The organism is Kitasatospora sp. NPDC001664, from assembly GCF_053596675.1.
Genome location: NZ_JBSFGS010000016.1, coordinates 46,776 through 62,836 on the forward strand (window position 1 = coordinate 46,776; position 16,061 = coordinate 62,836).

The 16,061-nt window shown below is 74.7% G+C and carries 13 protein-coding genes and 1 tRNA gene; 8 read left to right on the top strand and 6 right to left on the bottom strand.

Annotated elements, in window-relative coordinates; genetic code table 11:
- Positions 1-35 precede the first annotated feature (35 nt).
- Entirely contained in the window at positions 36-1,751 is a 1,716-nt protein-coding gene (locus ACWCYY_RS22910; protein ID WP_449797064.1) for an FAD-dependent oxidoreductase, read from the bottom strand.
- 84 nt (positions 1,752-1,835) lie between these two features.
- On the opposite strand from ACWCYY_RS22910, the gene ACWCYY_RS22915 reads away from it, so the two are divergent.
- From ACWCYY_RS22915 to ACWCYY_RS22930, 4 genes are all read left to right on the top strand, one after another.
- Positions 1,836-2,441: a helix-turn-helix domain-containing protein gene (locus ACWCYY_RS22915; protein ID WP_449797065.1), complete on the top strand. Its 606-nt coding sequence runs from the start codon at positions 1,836-1,838 to the stop codon at positions 2,439-2,441.
- A gap of 66 nt (positions 2,442-2,507) precedes the next feature.
- Positions 2,508-3,179: a nitroreductase family protein gene (locus ACWCYY_RS22920; RefSeq protein WP_345286780.1), complete on the top strand. Its 672-nt coding sequence runs from the start codon at positions 2,508-2,510 to the stop codon at positions 3,177-3,179.
- Positions 3,180-3,264: 85 nt separating this feature from the next.
- On the top strand, positions 3,265-3,858 hold the full coding sequence (locus ACWCYY_RS22925; protein WP_345286778.1) for a GNAT family N-acetyltransferase: 594 nt from the start codon (positions 3,265-3,267) through the stop codon (positions 3,856-3,858).
- A gap of 208 nt (positions 3,859-4,066) precedes the next feature.
- The gene (locus ACWCYY_RS22930) at positions 4,067-6,037 is read left to right on the top strand and encodes a TerD family protein (protein ID WP_449797066.1); all 1,971 of its coding nucleotides are present in this window, start codon (positions 4,067-4,069) and stop codon (positions 6,035-6,037) included.
- A gap of 50 nt (positions 6,038-6,087) precedes the next feature.
- Here the strand turns inward: ACWCYY_RS22930 and ACWCYY_RS22935 are convergent, their stop codons facing one another.
- From ACWCYY_RS22935 to ACWCYY_RS22945, 3 genes are all read right to left on the bottom strand, one after another.
- Entirely contained in the window at positions 6,088-6,579 is a 492-nt protein-coding gene (locus ACWCYY_RS22935; RefSeq protein WP_345286742.1) for a peptidylprolyl isomerase, read from the bottom strand.
- Between the two features lie 60 nt (positions 6,580-6,639).
- Entirely contained in the window at positions 6,640-7,134 is a 495-nt protein-coding gene (locus ACWCYY_RS22940) for a flavoprotein (RefSeq protein ID WP_345286744.1), read from the bottom strand.
- 84 nt (positions 7,135-7,218) lie between these two features.
- Positions 7,219-8,175: an aldo/keto reductase gene (locus tag ACWCYY_RS22945; protein ID WP_449797067.1), complete on the bottom strand. Its 957-nt coding sequence runs from the start codon at positions 8,173-8,175 to the stop codon at positions 7,219-7,221.
- A gap of 161 nt (positions 8,176-8,336) precedes the next feature.
- Between ACWCYY_RS22945 and ACWCYY_RS22950 the strand changes: the two genes are divergently transcribed.
- Positions 8,337-8,409 (top strand) — tRNA-Ala (locus tag ACWCYY_RS22950).
- Between the two features lie 24 nt (positions 8,410-8,433).
- Entirely contained in the window at positions 8,434-9,789 is a 1,356-nt protein-coding gene (locus ACWCYY_RS22955; RefSeq protein WP_345286748.1) for an SDR family oxidoreductase, read from the top strand.
- Between the two features lie 16 nt (positions 9,790-9,805).
- On the opposite strand, the gene ACWCYY_RS22960 is transcribed toward ACWCYY_RS22955, so the two are convergent.
- Together ACWCYY_RS22960 and ACWCYY_RS22965 are read right to left on the bottom strand one after the other, a co-directional pair.
- Entirely contained in the window at positions 9,806-10,807 is a 1,002-nt protein-coding gene (locus ACWCYY_RS22960; protein ID WP_449797068.1) for a hypothetical protein, read from the bottom strand.
- A complete protein-coding gene (locus ACWCYY_RS22965; protein ID WP_345286752.1) occupies positions 10,804-11,454 on the bottom strand; it encodes a LysE family translocator in 651 nt (216 codons plus the stop codon). The genes ACWCYY_RS22960 and ACWCYY_RS22965 overlap by 4 nt, the downstream gene beginning before the upstream one ends.
- Positions 11,455-11,589: 135 nt before the next feature.
- Between ACWCYY_RS22965 and ACWCYY_RS22970 the strand changes: the two genes are divergently transcribed.
- Together ACWCYY_RS22970 and ACWCYY_RS22975 are read left to right on the top strand one after the other, a co-directional pair.
- A complete protein-coding gene (locus ACWCYY_RS22970; RefSeq protein WP_449797069.1) occupies positions 11,590-14,982 on the top strand; it encodes a hypothetical protein in 3,393 nt (1,130 codons plus the stop codon).
- A gap of 166 nt (positions 14,983-15,148) precedes the next feature.
- On the top strand, positions 15,149-15,970 hold the full coding sequence (locus ACWCYY_RS22975; protein WP_345286756.1) for an SDR family NAD(P)-dependent oxidoreductase: 822 nt from the start codon (positions 15,149-15,151) through the stop codon (positions 15,968-15,970).
- Positions 15,971-16,061 lie beyond the last annotated feature (91 nt).

Below are 16,061 nucleotides of genomic sequence, written 5' to 3' on the forward strand. Positions count from 1 at the left end.
CCTTCCGATTCGCGCAGTTCCCCGCGCCCCCGGCATTACCGATTGCGGCGGACCCTGAGCAGGTTGTCGGTCCGGGTGCCCGGGGTGCCGTCGGGGGCCGGGAAGTCCCGGGGCTCCAGCTGGCTGCGCTCCACCGTCCAGTCCCCGTCCGGCAGTCGAAGGGCCGCGAGCACCTCGTCCGTGGTCGGGAAGACCATCCCCGGGTGCCGGTCCTGCGCCCAGGACGGGTGCTCGTAGTGCCCGACGACCAGCAGAACGCCGCCGACCGCCACCGCGGCCGCCGCGGACCGCAGGATCGCGTCGCGGTCCAGCTCCACGTCGACCGGCGAGTGCAGGAAGTGCGCCGAGACCAGCTCGTACTCGCCCTCCGGGAACGAGACCCCGAAGTCGTGCCGCTGCCAGTCGATCCGCGCCGCGACCTCCGGCCCGGCCGCCGCCGCGTGCTCCGCGGCCCGCTCCAGCGCCACCTTCGAGACGTCGGTCGCCGTCACCGTCCACCCGCGCTCGGCCAGCCAGAGCGCGTCCGCACCCTCGCCGCAGCCCAGGTCCAGTGCCCGGCCGGGGGTCAGCTCCGCCGCCTCCCGGACCAGCGTCGGGTTCGGGTTCCCGCTCCAGATCCGCTCGCTCTCGCCGTAGCGGCCGTCCCAGAACTCCTCCACCGCCCCGCCGCCCTGCCCGTGGCCGTGCCCGTGTGCGTGCCCGTGCCCGTGCTGGTGCCCGTGTCCGTGTCCGTGCTCACCCATGCCGTGCTCTCCCTCTCGTCCCGCTCGGTACGCCGCGACCGCGCGGCTGGTCTCCTCGGCCGTCAGGTCGGCGTTGATCGCCGCCCCGGCCCGTACGCCGGCCGCCGCGGCGGCCACCACCTGGTCCATCAGCCCCGTCACGTTCCCCGCCAGCCAGACCCCGGGCACGGCGCTCGCGCCCACCGGGTCCGCCGCGAAGTGGGTGCCGAAGACGTGACCGTCCCGCTCCTGCTCCACCGCCTCCAGGCCGAGCGACTCCAGCAGCCCGCCACCGCGGGCGGCCAGCCGGGTGGTGACCGTCATCGCGCGGCACGGCACCACGCGCCCGTCCGTCAGGCGGAGCCCGGACATCCGCCCGTCCGCCCCGCTGACCACCTCGGTCACCTCTCCCTCGACCACCACCACGCCCCGCGCCGCCAGCTGCTCGCGCTGCTCCGCGTCGAGCTCGGGCCCGGTGTGCCGGAAGAGGGTGATCCGCTCGCTCCACTGACGCCACATCAGCGCCTGGTGCACCGCGAACGGACCGGTCGAGAGCACCCCGATCTCCTCGTCCCGGACCTCCCAGCCGTGGCAGTACGGGCAGTGCAGCACGCCCCGCCCCCACTGCGCGGCCAGCCCGGGCAGCTCCGGCAGCCCGTCGGCGAGGCCGGTGGTCACCAGCAGCCGGGCCGCCGCCACCTCCCCGCCGTCCGCCAGCCGGACCACGAAGCCGTCCGCCCGGCGCTCCGCCGCCACCGCCGTGCCCTGCCGGACCAGGCCGCCGTAGCCGCGCAGCTCCTCCCGGCCGGCCGCCACCAGCTCGCCGGGCGGCGTGCCCTCGCGGCCGAGGTAGCCGTGCACCCCGTCCGCCGGGGCGTTCCTCGGGCGGCCCTCGTCGATCACCAGGACCGAGCGCCGGGCCCGGGCCAGCGTCACCGCCCCGCTCAGGCCGGCCGCACCGCCGCCGACCACCACCACGTCGTACCGTTCCGTCCCCGGCCCCGTCTCCGACCTCGTCTCCCGTGCCATCTCCGGCCTCCCTTCCACGTCCCCGAGCCTGCACCCGGCCCCGTCCGATTGACAAAGAACCTTGCCGAAGCAGCAAATGGACGGATGGACTTCGAACCCGTGCTGACCGCCGTCGGCCCCCGCCTGCGGGCGCTGCGCCAGGCCCGCGACCTCACCCTGAGCCAGCTCTGCGAGACCACCGGCATCTCGGTGAGCACCCTCTCCCGGCTGGAGTCCGGCCAGCGCAAGCCCACCCTGGAGCTGCTGCTCCCGCTGGCCCAGGCGTACGGGGTGCCGCTGGACGAGCTGGTCGGCGCCCCCGCCACCGGCGACCCGCGGATCCACGCCCGCCCGTTCACCCGGCACGGCCGCACCTTCATCCCACTGACCAGGAACCTCGGCGGGATGCACGCCTACAAGATGGTCATCCCGCCCGACCGCACGCCCTCGCCCGCGGGGACCCCGGTCGAACAGGGCACCCACGAGGGCTACGAGTGGCTCTACGTGCTCTCCGGCCGCCTCCGGCTGCACCTCGGCGAGCACGACCTCGTCCTGAAGGCCGGCGAGGCCGCCGAGTTCGACACCCGCACCCCGCACGCCTTCGCCAACGCGGGCGACCAGCCGGTGGAGTTCCTCAGCCTGTTCGGCTCCCAGGGCGAGCGGATGCACGTCCGGGCCCGCCCAGCCCAGGGCGCCGGCCGCACCGACTGAACCGCTCCGGAACCACTGTGGTCCAGACCTTCCCCCGACACCCCGTCATGTGCTGTGCTGTGCGCCATGGTTGACAGCACCGAAGCGGCCACCCACCCCACCGTGCCGCTCCACCCCATGACCGTGCCCGCCCACGAGGCGGCCGCCCGCACCCAGGCCTTCCACGAGGTGATGGACCAGCGCCGCACCGTCCGCGACTACTCGACCCGGCCGATCCCCGAGGAGGTGATCGACTGGGCGATCCGGACCGCCTCCACCGCGCCCAGCGGCGCGCACGTCCAGCCCTGGCGCTTCGTCGTGATCACCGACCCCGAGCGCAAGCGCCGCCTGCGCGAGGCCGCCGAGGCCGAGGAGCGCGAGTTCTACGACCACCGCGCCTCCGAGGAGTGGCTCGCCGCGCTGGCCCCGATCGGCACCGACTGGCACAAGCCCTTCCTCGAGGACGCCCCGGCCGTGATCGTGGTCTTCGAGGTCCACAAGGGCCCGGACTCGCCCCGGCCCTACTACACCAAGGAGTCGGTCGGCATCGCGGTCGGCTTCCTGCTCGCCTCCCTCCACCAGGCCGGACTCGCCACCCTGACCCACACCCCGAGCCCGATGAAGTTCCTCAACGAGGTCTGCGACCGCCCCCAGGAGGAACGCGCCGCGTACGTCATCCCGGTCGGCTACCCGGCCGAGGGCGCGCGGGTGCCCGACCTCCACCGCAAGCCACTCGACGAGGTCCTGGTCCGACTCTGACAGTCCGTCCGGAATACCGGCACGGGAGTCCGTTGAGCGAGAAACCCCCTGGTCGGGGGCGGTAAAGGGAAGGCATAATCCGCGCATGAGCGAGACCACCCCCGAAGCCGCCCCCTCACCAGCCCCCCTCACCACCGGCCGCCCGCCGGAGCTGATCGCCCTCCCCGACGGCGTCCACCTGCGCCGCCGCACCCTCGCGGACTCGGACCGTCTCAACGAGGCCACCGTGGCCAACCTCGACCACCTGAGCCCCTGGATGGAGTGGGCGGTCTCCGCCCCCACCCCCGAGCACACCCGCGAGCTCGCCCTGGCCGGCATCACCGCCTGGGAGGACGGCACCGACTTCATGTACCTGGCCGGCCTCGACGAGGACCCGGGCAGCGTGGTCGGCGCCTTCGGCCTGCACGGCCGGATCGGCCCCGGCGCCCTGGAGATCGGCTACTGGGTCTCCGCCGCCCACACCGGCCGCCGCATCGCCACCAACGCCGCCGCCGCCCTCACCGAGGCCGCCCTCACCCTCCCGGGCATCACCCGCGTCGAGATCCGCTGCGACGAGGCCAACCACCTCAGCGCCGCCATCCCCCGCCGCCTCGGCTACCACCTCGACCGCACGGTGGACTACACCCCCACCGCCCCCGCCGAAACCGGCCGCAAGCTCATCTGGACCAAGGAATCCTGACCCCCCGCCAGGTGGGGGCGGCACCCCGCTCCCACCTGCGACGGATGGCGCACGCACGGATCCCGTCGATCCCCTCTTCACGGAAGCCGCACAAGAGTAGGCTCCAGCTGCCGATCAGTCACATGCCGTCGGCGCATCCCACTCTTCTCAGGCCACTCCCATGTCCAGAGGTGGCTCGGCTCCCCGGGGGGACCCAACCGTGCACGACATGCTCAAAGGCGCCAACGTCAGCCTGAGCGCCCTGACGACCGAACTCGACTCGTTCATCGTGAGTCTCGGTTGGAGCAGCCCCACCGGCGAGGGCGACGCCGACGTCTCCGTGCTGCTCCTCACGCCGGACGGCAAGGTCCGGGGCAACGGCGACTTCTTCTTCTACAACAATCCGGCGGCCGCGGACGGCAGCGTCCAGCTCCTCGGCCAGCACCTGACGGAGCGCGGCACCGAGGACCGCATCCAGCTCGACCTCTCCGTCCTGCCCGACGCCGTCGACCGGATCGTGATCGCGGCGAGCCGTCACCAGCGGGCCGCCTTCGGTCAGTTGGAGGACCTTCGCCTCGGGCTCGCCGACGCCTCCGGCGAGCAGCTGCTGGCCTTCGCGATCGAGGACGCCGACACCGAGAGCGCCTTCGTCTTCGGCGAGATCTACCGCCGGGCCGGCGAGTGGAAGTTCCGCGCCATCGGCCAGGGCTACGACACCGGACTGGCCGGACTGGCCACCGACTTCGGCATCGACATCGAGGAGGACGACAGCGCCGCCGAGGAGCTGCCGCCGGCTCCGCTGGACGAGCCTGCGGCCACCCCTGCGGAGGAGCTGCCGCCCGCCGCCACCGCCACCGCCACCGAGGCACCGTCCGGCCCGGCCCCGGCCGCCAAGCGGCTGCGGACCGCCCGCAAGAAGGTGACGCTGCCCAAGGAGCCCAAGAAGTCCCTCGCCGAGAACGACTCCTGGCACGCGGCCCGTCTCTTCCCCGCGACCTCGCTCAAGAACGACCACGAGCGCGAGGTCCGGGCCACCTCCGTCCTGCTCTCCGTGATGGCCCAGGTGCCCGAGTTCGGCCGCCGCCTCACCGCGGCCTTCGGCGCTCCGTCCGGGCGGATGGAGACCTTCACCGAGGTCCAACTCCCGCACGGGGAGACCCCGAAGCGCCCCGACGGCGTGATCCGGGTCGAGCGCGCCGGGAAGCTGTGGACGGCCCTGGTCGAGTGCAAGACCAACGGCAATCCCCTGAAGCCCGAGCAGGTCCAGGACTACATGGACATCGCCGCCCGCCGGGGCTACGAAGCCGTCATCACGATCTCCAACGACGTCGCCCTGGAGGGCCGTCCGCTGGTCACCGTGAAGATAGACGGCCGCCGCAAGCACAAGGTCGGTCTCTGGCACCTCTCCTGGGCCGAGGTCACCCACCAGGCGAAGATGCTGATCCGCCACGAGGGCGTCAAGGACCAGGCGCACGCCTGGCTGCTCCAGGAGCTGCTGCACTACCTCCAGCACGAGAACTCGGGCTGCCACGGCTTCCAGAACATGGGCCCGGCCTGGGTGCCGGTGCGCAAGGAGATCGAGGCCGACCTCCTGACCCCCGGCGACCCGCGGGCCGTCCAGGTGGTCGAGAGCTGGGAGCGCCTCACCCGGCAGGTCTGCCTCGAACTCGGCGGCGAACTCGGTGTCCGCGTCCTCCCGGTGGTCAAGCGGGCCCGTCGCGGCGAGGACGCGCTCAGCCGTCTCACCGCCTCCGCCGACCGGCTGGCCACCGAGGGACGCCTGCAGGCCGAGATCCGGATCGACGAGGCCCCGGGGAACCTGACGATCGTCGCGGACCTGCGTGCCGGGAAGCTCCGCACCTCGGTCGAGATCCCCGCCCCCGACCAGGGTTACCCGCTCAGCCTCGCCAAGCGCCTGGTCAAGCAGCTCGCCGACGCCCCGGCCGACCTGCACGTCGAGACGCTCACCGACGGCGCGTCCCCCGGCCCGCGCGGCACCCTGGAGCGCCTGCGCCCCGAGCCCGGCGACCTCCTCCCGAAGGACGGCTCCCGTCCCACGGGCTTCCGCCTCTCCCTCGTGAAGAGCGTCGGCAACACCCGTGGCAACGCCGAGTCCGGCTTCATCCGCAGCGTGGACACCGCGGTCGAGAGGTTCCACTCCACCGTCGTCGCGGCCCTGGACTCCCGTCCGGGCCGGTGACGATCCCCGTCCCGGGGCCGTGCGGCCCCGGGACGTGGGTGTCATCGGGCTCAGACGGTGCCGGAGTCCTTGATGACGATCTTCTTGGAGGTGCGGCCGGACTGGCTGCCGAAGCCCTCGATCGCCTTGACGACGTCCATGCCCTCGACGACCTCGCCGAAGACGACGTGCTTGCCGTCGAGCCAGTCGGTCACGATGGTGGTGACGAAGAACTGCGAGCCGTTGGTGTTGCGGCCGGCGTTGGCCATCGAGAGCAGGCCCGGGCGGTCGTGCTTCTTGGTGAAGTTCTCGTCCGCGAACTTCTCGCCGTAGATGCTCTTGCCGCCGGTGCCGTCGCCCCGGGTGAAGTCGCCGCCCTGGAGCATGAAGGCCGGGATGACCCGGTGGAAGGTGGACTCCTTGTAGCCGAAGCCGTGCTGACCGGTCGCCAGCTCGCGGAAGTTCTTCGCGGTCTGCGGGACGACGTCGTCGTACAGCTTGAAGACGATGCGGCCAAGGTCCTCGCCGTCGGCGGTGACGTCGAAGTAGACGTTCTCGCTCATTGCTCTGCTCCTCGTGATGTGGATGTTGTTCCCCCGAGAGCATATGAGAGAACCGGCCCGTTACGGGCCACCGACCGCATCCAGGGCCTCGGACCATGGCAGGTCGCCACCGGAGGTGAGGATGCGGGCGCCGGCGGTGCGGAGGGTGGCGAGGCTGCGCGGGTACTGCGGGTGGGCGGCGAGGGCGTCGTTCACGCAGGGCAGGACGGTGACCGGGACGCCCTTGCCGAGGGCCTCGGCGGTGTAGCCGACGACCCAGGAGGAAGTGAGGCCGAGGGCGAGGGAGTTGAGCGAGTTGAAGCTGGCCGGGCCGAACAGGATGGCGTCGGGCGGGGGCAGCAGGTCGGGTTCGCCCGGGCGGCGGTAGCGGCTCTTGACCAGGTGTCCGGTGAGCTCGGTGAGGGCCGGGATCTCGGGCCGGAGCCAGTCGGCGGCGGTCGGGGTCAGACCGAGGCAGACGTCCCAGCCGCGGGCCTGGGCCTGCTCGATGACGGTGCGTACGCCGAGCACGGGGAAGGCGGCGGTGCCGAAGAGGTAGAGGACGCGTGGAGGCATCCGCCCATGCAAGCGTGCGGGGTGGAGCGGGGCAAGCCCGGCCGCCGCGAGGGCGGCCGGGCCTGAGGGCGGGTCAGCGGCCGGTCAGTACCGCGAGCCGACCGGCGCCGGGAGGGCGTCGAGCTCGGCGAGGTCCTCGGCGGTGAGCGCGAGGTCCGCGGAACCGGCGTTGTCGGCCAGGTACTTGGGCGTCTTGGTGCCGGGGATCGGGATGACCAGGCTGCCCTGCGCGACCACCCAGGCGAGGGCGACCTGGGCCGGGGTGGCGTCGTGCCGGGCGGCGATCCGGCGGACGGTCTCCACCAGCGCCTGGTTGGCGGCCAGCGCGTCGGCCTGGAAGCGCGGGAGGGTGGAGCGCCAGTCGTCGGCCGGGAGGTCGGCGGTGGAGCCGAAGCGGCCGGCCAGGAAGCCGCGGCCGAGCGGGGAGAAGGGCAGGAAGGCGATGCCGTTGGCCTCGGTGTACGGGAGCACCTCGGCCAGCGCGTCCCTGGTCCAGAGCGAGAGCTCGGACTGCACGGAGGTGACCGGGTGGACGGCCTGGGCCTGCTGGATCTGCTCCACCGTCACCTCGGACAGCCCGAGCCGCCGCACCTTGCCGGCCGCGACCTGCTCGGCCATCGCGCCCCAGGTCTCCTCGACCGGGACGGCCGGGTCGACCCGGTGCAGCTGGTAGAGGTCGACGTACTCGGTGCCGAGGCGGCGCAGGCTCTGGTCGATGGAGGCGCGGACGTGCTCGGGCCGCCCGTCGGTGCCGACCCGGGCCCCGCCGAGGCCGGTCACCAGGCCGACCTTGGTGGCCAGCACGGCCCGCTCGCGGTACTCCCCGGCCAGGCCCTTGCCCACCAACTCCTCGTTGTCGAAAGGCCCGTAGACGTCCGCCGTGTCGATCAGGGTCACGCCCAGGTCCAGCGCCTCGCGCAGGACCCGCACCGAGGTCACGTCGTCCCGTCCGTTCGGGTCGTACGCCCAGGTCATGCCCATGCACCCGAGTCCGATCACGCCGACCTCGGGGCCCCCGGCTCCCAGCGTGGTGTTGCGCATGCTTGTCCTCTCCTTCGGTCACGGCTGATCGTGCGTCGCCTACCCTGCCCCTCGAAGTGCACTCCGGGTCAAGACCGCCTCGCCGGATCCGTCAGTTCGCACACTCACCAGGCATATTCGCGTGCACCCAGCCGCCCCCACCAGCTAGCATGCGCGGACCGCGGGGCGTAGCGCAGAGGCAGTCGCGCCTTCATGGCATGAAGGAGGAGGTCGGTTCGAATCCGGCCGCCTCGCGGGTTCCAGGAGGGGTACGGGGCTGTGCAGCAGGACGAGTTGACGGAGCAGGAGCTGGCCGCCTTCGAGCGGACCCTCGGCCGCCTGCGCGGGCTACCGGTGGACCACCCGGCGCGGCTGCGGGCCGAGCGGAACAGCGACTCCTTCCTCCGCGAGAGCCGCAAGCTCCGCCGCCGGGCCCGGACCGCCGCCGACGCCGTCCTGACCGCCAGCACCGCGACCGGCGGCCTGACCCGCCGTGAGGACGCCCCGCTGCCCGAGCGCACCGGCTCCCCCGCCGGGCGGCTGCACCGGGCGCGGCACTGCTACATCTGCAAGGGCACCTACCGGCAGCTGGACGGCTTCTACCACCTGCTCTGCCCGGACTGCGCGGCCGACAACACCGCCTTCCGCTCCCTGGCCACCGACTTGCGGGGCCGCCGCGCGCTGCTCACCGGGGGCCGGGTGAAGATCGGCTTCCAGCTGGCCCTGATGCTGCTGCGGGACGGCGCCGAACTGACCGTCACCAGCCGCTTCCCGCACGACACCCTGCGCCGCTTCCGGGCCGCCGAGGGCAGTGCGGACTGGCTGGACCGGCTCTCGGTGGTCGGCATCGACCTGCGTGACCCGCGCCAGGTGCTGGGCCTGTGCGAGGAGCTCCGCCGGGACGGGCGGCCGCTGGACATCCTGGTGAACAACGCCGCGCAGACCCTGCGCCGCCCGCCGGAGGCGTACGCGCTGCTGGCCGCCGGGGAGGCCGAGGCACTGCCGCCCGGGGCACCGGTCCGGCAGGCCCCCGGCTTCCGGCCGATGCCCGCGCTGACCGCCGCCTGGCCGGCCGCCGAACTGACCGCCGGTGAACGCACGGGCGTGGTGCTGCCCGAGGCGGACGAGGCCGGGCTGCTGCCGGACACCGCACCCGCCAACTCCTGGTCGGCCCGGCTCGGCGAGCTCGACCCGGCCGAGGTGCTGGAGACCCAGCTGGTCAACTCGCTGGCCCCGGCCCTGCTCTGCGACCGCCTGCTGCCCCTGCTGCTGGCCTCGCCGCACCCGCACCGCTACGTGGTCAACGTCACCGCCGTGGAGGGCCGCTTCGCGGTCCGCAACAAGACCGGGGGCCATCCGCACACCAACATGGCCAAGGCCGCGCTCAACATGCTCACCCGCACCAGCGCGGCCGAACTCGCCGGGCAGGGCGTGCACATGTGCGCGGTGGACACCGGCTGGATCACCGACGAGAACCCGGCCCCGAAGAAGGCCCGGATGGCCGGCCACGGCTTCCGCACCCCACTGGACGTGGTGGACGGCGCGGCCCGGGTCTACCACCCGATCGTCCGGGGCGAGGCCGGGGAGCCGTACTCCGGGGTCTTCCTGAAGGACTACCAGGAAGCCGCCTGGTAGCCCTCCGGACGCTCCGTCACGCCGCCCCGAAGAGCCATCCCAGCAGACCACCACGCCTCGACGCGGCCGTCGCGGGCTCCTGAACCGGAACGGGCGGAACGGGCGGAACGGGCGGGGTCGCCACCACGGCCTCCCCCGGCCGGGCCGCTCCGGCGGTGGCCAGCAGGGCGCCCACCGTGCCGCGGTACACCGGCAGCAGCCGCGCCGCCGCGGCCCACGCCTCCGGCCGGTCCCCCAAGTGCCGCTCCACCAGCGGACGGAGCTCCCCCTCGGCCGGAGCCAGCTCGATCGGGAAGAGCCACCGTCCGGCACCGAGGACCCGCAGCGTGGTGTGCGCGGGCCCCTGACGCTCCACCAGCTCCGCGCAGGTGGTGGTCACCCCGGTCTCGCGCAGCCGCCGCTCGTACACCGAGTGGGTGCCGAAGGCGGTCCGGAGCTCCGCCGGGCACTCGAACTGCTCGGCCAGCGCCCACCGGGCGCGACCGGGCAGCGGCTCGGCCGCGTGCGCTGCCACCACCAACGGCCAGTCGGCCCGCCGGAGTTCACCGGCCGCGACCCGAGCGCCGTTCAACGTCCGGGAGCCCCGGGCCGCCCGCAGTCGGGCGATCAGCTCCTCGGCCGGGCGCGGCACCGGCTCGCGCTCGAGGAACCGACCCCGCCTGGGGAGCACCGGCAGCGGTGCGGTGCGGCCCGGACCGAACGGCAGTCCGTCCCGGACGTCCGCCACCACCCCCGGCGACAGCCGCTGGCACTCGCGGAGCATGCGGTTGAGCTCGGGCGAGTCCTCCCGGAGCATCCACCACCGGGCAGCCCCCCACGGCAGCAGGTGGGAGGTGGTTGCCAGCCGCCAATCCACCTGGCCCTGCTCGCCGTCCGGGTCCGTCGGCTCGCCGAGCCCGACCCCGAGGAACGCGCCGACCTCCACACAGACTTCGGCCGGCGCCAGGGTCAGCAGGTAACGCAGCTCCTCGACGACGCGCGGGTCGATCCGTGCCTGGTCGCCCCCGGCGCCCGTCACGGCGCGGCCACCACGGCCCGGGAGCGGTCGGCGGCGAGCCGGACCGCGAACGCGGCCAGGGCGGTGCCCATGGCGTAGCGGTGCACGCGCTGCCAGGTCGGGCGGCGGGTCAGGAAGGCCGCGACCGAACCGGCAGTGACGACGAAGGCGGCGTCGCTGGCCAGGCAGACCACGATCTGGGTGAGGCCGAGGGCGAAGCTCTGCACGGCCACCCCGCCCCGCTCCGGGTCGATGAACTGCGGCAGCAGCGAGACGTAGAGGATGGCGATCTTGGGGTTGAGCAGGCAGGTGACGAAGCCCATCGTGAACAGCTTGCGCGGCCGGTCCGGGGTCAACTCCCGGGTGGCGAAGGGGGAGTGGCCGCCGGGGCGGAGCATCTGCCAGGCCAGCCAGAGCAGGTAGCCGGCGCCGAGCAGCTTGAGGGTCAGGTAGATGCCGGGCACCAGGGCGAAGACGGTGGCGATCCCGGCCACCGCCGCCGCCAGGTAGACCAGGAAGCCGAGCCCGACGCCCGCCAGCGAGACCAGTCCGGCCCGGCGGCCCTGGAGCACCGAACGGGACACCAGGTAGACCAGATTGGGGCCGGGCGTCAGTGCCATCCCCAGTGCCACCAGGGCGATCCCCGCCAATGCCGTGCCGCTGACCATGCTCGTCTCCAGGTGCTCCGGTCCCTCCCGGCCCCGACCGGGCCGGTTGACCGGTCATGATGGCACCCGCCCCCACCCGTCGGCCCCTGGTTTTCCGTTGGTCCGGGGGCGGCCGCACGCGGCAGAATCGGCGCCATGTCCCGCATAGCCGACCAGCTGCTCCGCGCCGTCGACCCGCTCCCCGCCCCGCAGGTGGACCCGTACGTGGCCCGCTTCGCCCGCGGCCTGGCGGAACGCCCGCTCACCGAACTGATCGACCGGCTGGACTCGCGCGGGCCCTACGAGCGGCGCCTCGCGGCCCTGGCCGCCCTGGCCACCCGCCGGGGCGACTGGCTGGCCGGACGGCTGGGCGACCGGGACGAGGGGGTGCGCCGGTACGCCTTCCGCGCGGTCCGGCAGGGCCTGGTGCCGGACGCCGCGATCGAGAGCGCCTACCCGGTCGCCGCCTCCGTGGAGCGCGGCCGGTTGGCCGAAGCGGTGCTGGCCGGACGGCGGACGGAGCTGGCCGACCGCATGGTGGACCGGGTGCGCGCGCAGTGGGGAGAGGACGAGGCGGCCCGGCTGCTGCCCGCCTGCTCCCCCGCGACGGTCGCCCGGCTGCTGCCGGAGCTGGCCCACGCGGGCAACGGCCCGGCCCGGCTGGCCCGCCGTCACCCCACCCTGTTCCTCGACCACGCCGAGCGCGAACTCGCGGGCCGCACCCAGCAGTTGCGTGACGCCTGGTGGCAGTGGCGGGCGGACGCGGTGGCCGCCGTGCTGCCCGTCGACCCGGCCCGGGTGCTCACGCTGCTGGAGCGGTACGGCCCGGGTGCGCTGCCCCGGCAGGTGGCCGGGCAGCTCGGTCTGCTGGCCGCGCTGGACGCCGAGCGGGTGGTCCGCTGGCTGCTCGACCCGGCCCGGGCCGCACGGCCCCTGGTGCACCAGCCGTCCCGCTCGCTGGTGCGGCGTCTGGTCCTGGCCGATCCCCCTTCGCTCGGCGAGCTCGGCCGCCGCTGGTACGAGCAGCCCCAGCTGTTCCTCTCCCTGCTGCGCGCGCTGCCTCCGAGCCGCCGGGGCGCCTTCTTCGAGACCGCCACCAAGGGCCTGGAGCTCACCCGCTTCACCGAGCTCGACCTGCTGCCGCGCGAGCGCCGCCACGCCTGGGCGCGCGCCGAGGCCGACCGACGGGAGGCGGCCGGGCAGGGCCGGCTCGGCGTGCTGGCCATGCGCGCCCGGCTGCCCGCCGCCGAGGTGGGCGCCGAACTGCTGGCCGCCACCCGCCGCCCGGCCGCGGAGGAGCGCGCCCAGGCCTGGCCGCTGCTGATCGCCAACGCGGGCGGTTCCGGCGACCCGGCGGACCTGGCCCGGCTGCTGCCGCTGCTCGACCGGCTGCGCAACGAGCAGGACCCGGTGCGCTCCGCCGCGCTCGGCGCACTGGCCCAACTGCACCCCCGCCTCTTCGCCCCGGCCGACGTGACCGCACTGGGCCGGCTGGTCACCGACGCGCTCACGGCCCGGGACTGCTCCCAGCAGACCAGGACCGCCCTGCGGAGACTGGCCGTCGGCGTGCTCAGGGAGAACGCCACCGAGGCCGGATCGCCGCTGCTGGAGTGGTCGCTGACCACCCTTCAGCAGCTCGCCGGGCACTTCGGCGGCGCCGACCTCGGCCCGCTGGAGCACACCCTGCGCCGGGGCCAGGAGCTCCAGGTCCTCGCCGCGCTGCGCCCCTGGCTGCTGGCCGAGGCCCCCGGCCCGCACCACCGCCTGCTGTTCGCCCTGACCGGCTCGCTCGGCCGCCGGGCGCACCGGATGCCCGAGCTCCAGGCCCTGCTGGCCGACGCGCTGGAGCACTCCGACGACGCCGCCTTCCGCACCGCCGTGCGGTACTGGCTGGACGACCGGGCCACCCGGGACGGCCGGGTGGAGCACGTGCTCCGGCTCGACCCCTCGGCCGCCGTACTGCCGCCGGTGCTGGCGGTGCTGACCACCCGTCGGACCGACCTGCTCGACCCGCTGCTGGCCGCCGTCCCGCCGTACGGGCGCTTCCTTCCCCGCGGCACCCGGGCGCCGCTGCCGCCGCTGGAGCGGGCCGGGCGCTGGTCGCCCCGTCAGCAGGAGGCCGCCGCCCGGCTCGCGGCCGGCACGGTGGCCGACACCACCCAGCCGGTCCATCAGCGGGCCTCGGCGCTCGCCGCGGCCCGGGGCGTCCCGGTGCACGGCCGGCTGCTGGCCCTCGCGCACCTGGACTCCGCCGAGGTGGTGCTCGCCGAGGCCGCGCTCGCCGCGCTGCCCTGGACCGACGATCCGGCCGGGGCGCTCACCCCGCTGCTCGCCCGGGTGGACGGCGACCGGGCCCGGGTCGCGATGTACTCCGCCGCCCGGGCCGCCCGCCACGTCCGGCCCGAGGAGCTCGAACGCCGGCTCGCCCCGCTGACCACCGAGGGCAAGGTGACCACCCGCAAGGAGGCCGTCCGGCTGGCCGCCGCCCACCTGCCGCCGGCCCGGGCGATCGCCCTGCTGCGCACCGCCGCCCTGACGCCCGGTCAGCACCCGGACGCGCTGGCCGCCGCCATCGGGGCCGCGACCGGGCTGACGGAGCGTCCGGAGGTCTGGGAGCTGCTCGAACAGGCCGCCGAGGGCCCCGCCCAGGCGCAGCAGGCCCTGGTCCGGGTGGGCCCCTGGCAGCTCGCCGCGGCGCACCGCGCCCGGTACGCCGCGCTGATCGGCCGGGTCTGCCGCAGCACCGAACCGGAGGTCGCCACCGCCGGGCTGGAGAGCCTCCCGCGCTGGGCCGGGTTCGCCCCCGAACTGGCCGGGCTGCTCCCGGACCTGGTGGCCGACCCGGACCTGCGGACCACCTGGCGGGCCGCCGTCCGGGCCACCGTCGCGCTGGCCTGGAACGGGCAGCCGCACCCGCTGGGCGGGGCCGCGCCGGGCAGCGTGCTGCACCGCACCGTCACCGCGTTGCTCACCGCCGACCGGGAGGGCCGGGCCGCACCGGGTGGCGCACCGGGTGGCGCGCCGGGCGTTCCCGGGGCCGCGGACGCTGCGGCGGACCGCGACCTCCCGGCCCGGCAGCGCCTGCGGGAGCTGGTCACCTCGCTCCCCCAGCCGGACCGGCCCTGGCAGCGGGAGACCGTGACCGCGCTGGCCGACCTGCTCCGGCAGGAGCCCCCGCTACGGGTCGGGCTGCTGCTCGCCCTGGTGGACCTCAGGGACGAACCGGCGGTGCTCGCAGGGAGCTTGGCCGATCTGGAGGAGGCCTGCGCGGGGCGGCCGGCCCTGGCCCTGCGCTGCGCGGACGCGCTCTCCCGGGAGCGGCGCACGGCGCTGATGCCGGAGGACCCGTCGGCGGTGGCGGCCGTGGTCCGGCAGCTGGCCGCGCGGGGCGGCCACCGCTCCGGCCTCCAGGCGCTCGGCCTCACCACCCTCTTCGGCCGGCGCCACGGCTGGCCCGGCGAGTGGCGAGACCTGCTCCGGACACTGCGCGGCCATCCGGCCGCGGACGTCCGGGACGGGGCGCTGGACCTCTTCACCGCGACGGAGTGACGCGGGCCGGGCGCGCGCGGAACCGTTCGCATCGGGGGCGCTTTCCGGCTCGGCGGTGGGCGCCCCCCGCGCGCTTCCGCTCGCCTCCGTCGGGGCGGACGGAACCGGAGCGCCCCGGCCCCGGATCTGGGAGCGTGGCCGTCACCACAGACGCGAGGGGGAACCCATGGCACGGCGTTGGCTGATCACCGGATGTTCGTCTGGCCTCGGCCTGGCACTGGCCGAGGCGGTCGCGGCGGCCGGCGACACCGTCCTGGCCACCGCCCGCAAGCCGGCCACCCTGGAGGAGCTGAGGGAGCGCCACCCGGACCGGCTGCTCACCACCGCCCTGGACGTCCGCGACCAGGCCCAGGTGACGGAGGCCGTGGCGCTGGCCGAGGACCGGCTCGGCGGGATCGACGTCCTGGTCAACAACGCCGGCTACGGGCTCTTCGGCGCGGTCGAGGAGGTCGGCGACCAGGAGCTCCGCGACCAGCTGGAGACCCTGGTGGTCGGGCCCTGGCGGCTGGTCCGCGAGGTGCTCCCCGGGATGCGCGAGCGCGGCTCCGGACACATCGTCAACGTCTCCTCGCTGGCCGGACGGATGGGCATCCCCGGGCTGGGGGCGTACGTCACCGGCAAGTACGCACTGGAGGGCATGAGCCAGGTGCTCGCCGCCGAGGTCGCCGGCTTCGGCATCCGGGTCACCGCCGTCGAGCCCGGCGGCTTCGCCACCCACTACGGCGCCTCGGTGAACGAGACCGCCCACCGGATCGACGCCTACCGGGAGACGGTGGACCCGATGCTCGCCGCCATGCGGCAGATGGAGGACCTGCCGGAGATCGGCCGCCCGGCCGACTTCGCCACCCTGGTCCTGCGGATCGTCGCCGCCGAGCAGACCCCCGTCCGGATCCCGATCGGCTCGGACGCCTACGCCTACCTCTCCCACGTCGAAGAGGCCGCCCGCACCGAACTCACCGCGGCGGCGGCCCTCACCACCCTCACCTGACCCCCACCGCGCTCGGACCGCCCGGAGGGCGGTCAGGGGCGCGGGGAACTGCGCGAATCGGAAGAAGCAGACCCGTGTGCCGGGTACGGAG

Excerpts from the sequence above, each read along its gene's own strand:
- ACWCYY_RS22910 (WP_449797064.1), bottom strand. The coding sequence starts at position 1,751 with ATGGCACGGGAGACGAGGTCGGAGACGGGGCCGGGGACGGAACGGTAC.
- ACWCYY_RS22915 (WP_449797065.1), top strand. The coding sequence starts at position 1,836 with ATGGACTTCGAACCCGTGCTGACCGCCGTCGGCCCCCGCCTGCGGGCG.
- ACWCYY_RS22920 (WP_345286780.1), top strand. The coding sequence starts at position 2,508 with ATGGTTGACAGCACCGAAGCGGCCACCCACCCCACCGTGCCGCTCCAC.
- ACWCYY_RS22925 (WP_345286778.1), top strand. The coding sequence starts at position 3,265 with ATGAGCGAGACCACCCCCGAAGCCGCCCCCTCACCAGCCCCCCTCACC.
- ACWCYY_RS22930 (WP_449797066.1), top strand. The coding sequence starts at position 4,067 with ATGCTCAAAGGCGCCAACGTCAGCCTGAGCGCCCTGACGACCGAACTC.
- ACWCYY_RS22935 (WP_345286742.1), bottom strand. The coding sequence starts at position 6,579 with ATGAGCGAGAACGTCTACTTCGACGTCACCGCCGACGGCGAGGACCTT.
- ACWCYY_RS22940 (WP_345286744.1), bottom strand. The coding sequence starts at position 7,134 with ATGCCTCCACGCGTCCTCTACCTCTTCGGCACCGCCGCCTTCCCCGTG.
- ACWCYY_RS22945 (WP_449797067.1), bottom strand. The coding sequence starts at position 8,175 with ATGCGCAACACCACGCTGGGAGCCGGGGGCCCCGAGGTCGGCGTGATC.
- ACWCYY_RS22965 (WP_345286752.1), bottom strand. The coding sequence starts at position 11,454 with ATGGTCAGCGGCACGGCATTGGCGGGGATCGCCCTGGTGGCACTGGGG.
- ACWCYY_RS22970 (WP_449797069.1), top strand. The coding sequence starts at position 11,590 with ATGTCCCGCATAGCCGACCAGCTGCTCCGCGCCGTCGACCCGCTCCCC.
- ACWCYY_RS22975 (WP_345286756.1), top strand. The coding sequence starts at position 15,149 with ATGGCACGGCGTTGGCTGATCACCGGATGTTCGTCTGGCCTCGGCCTG.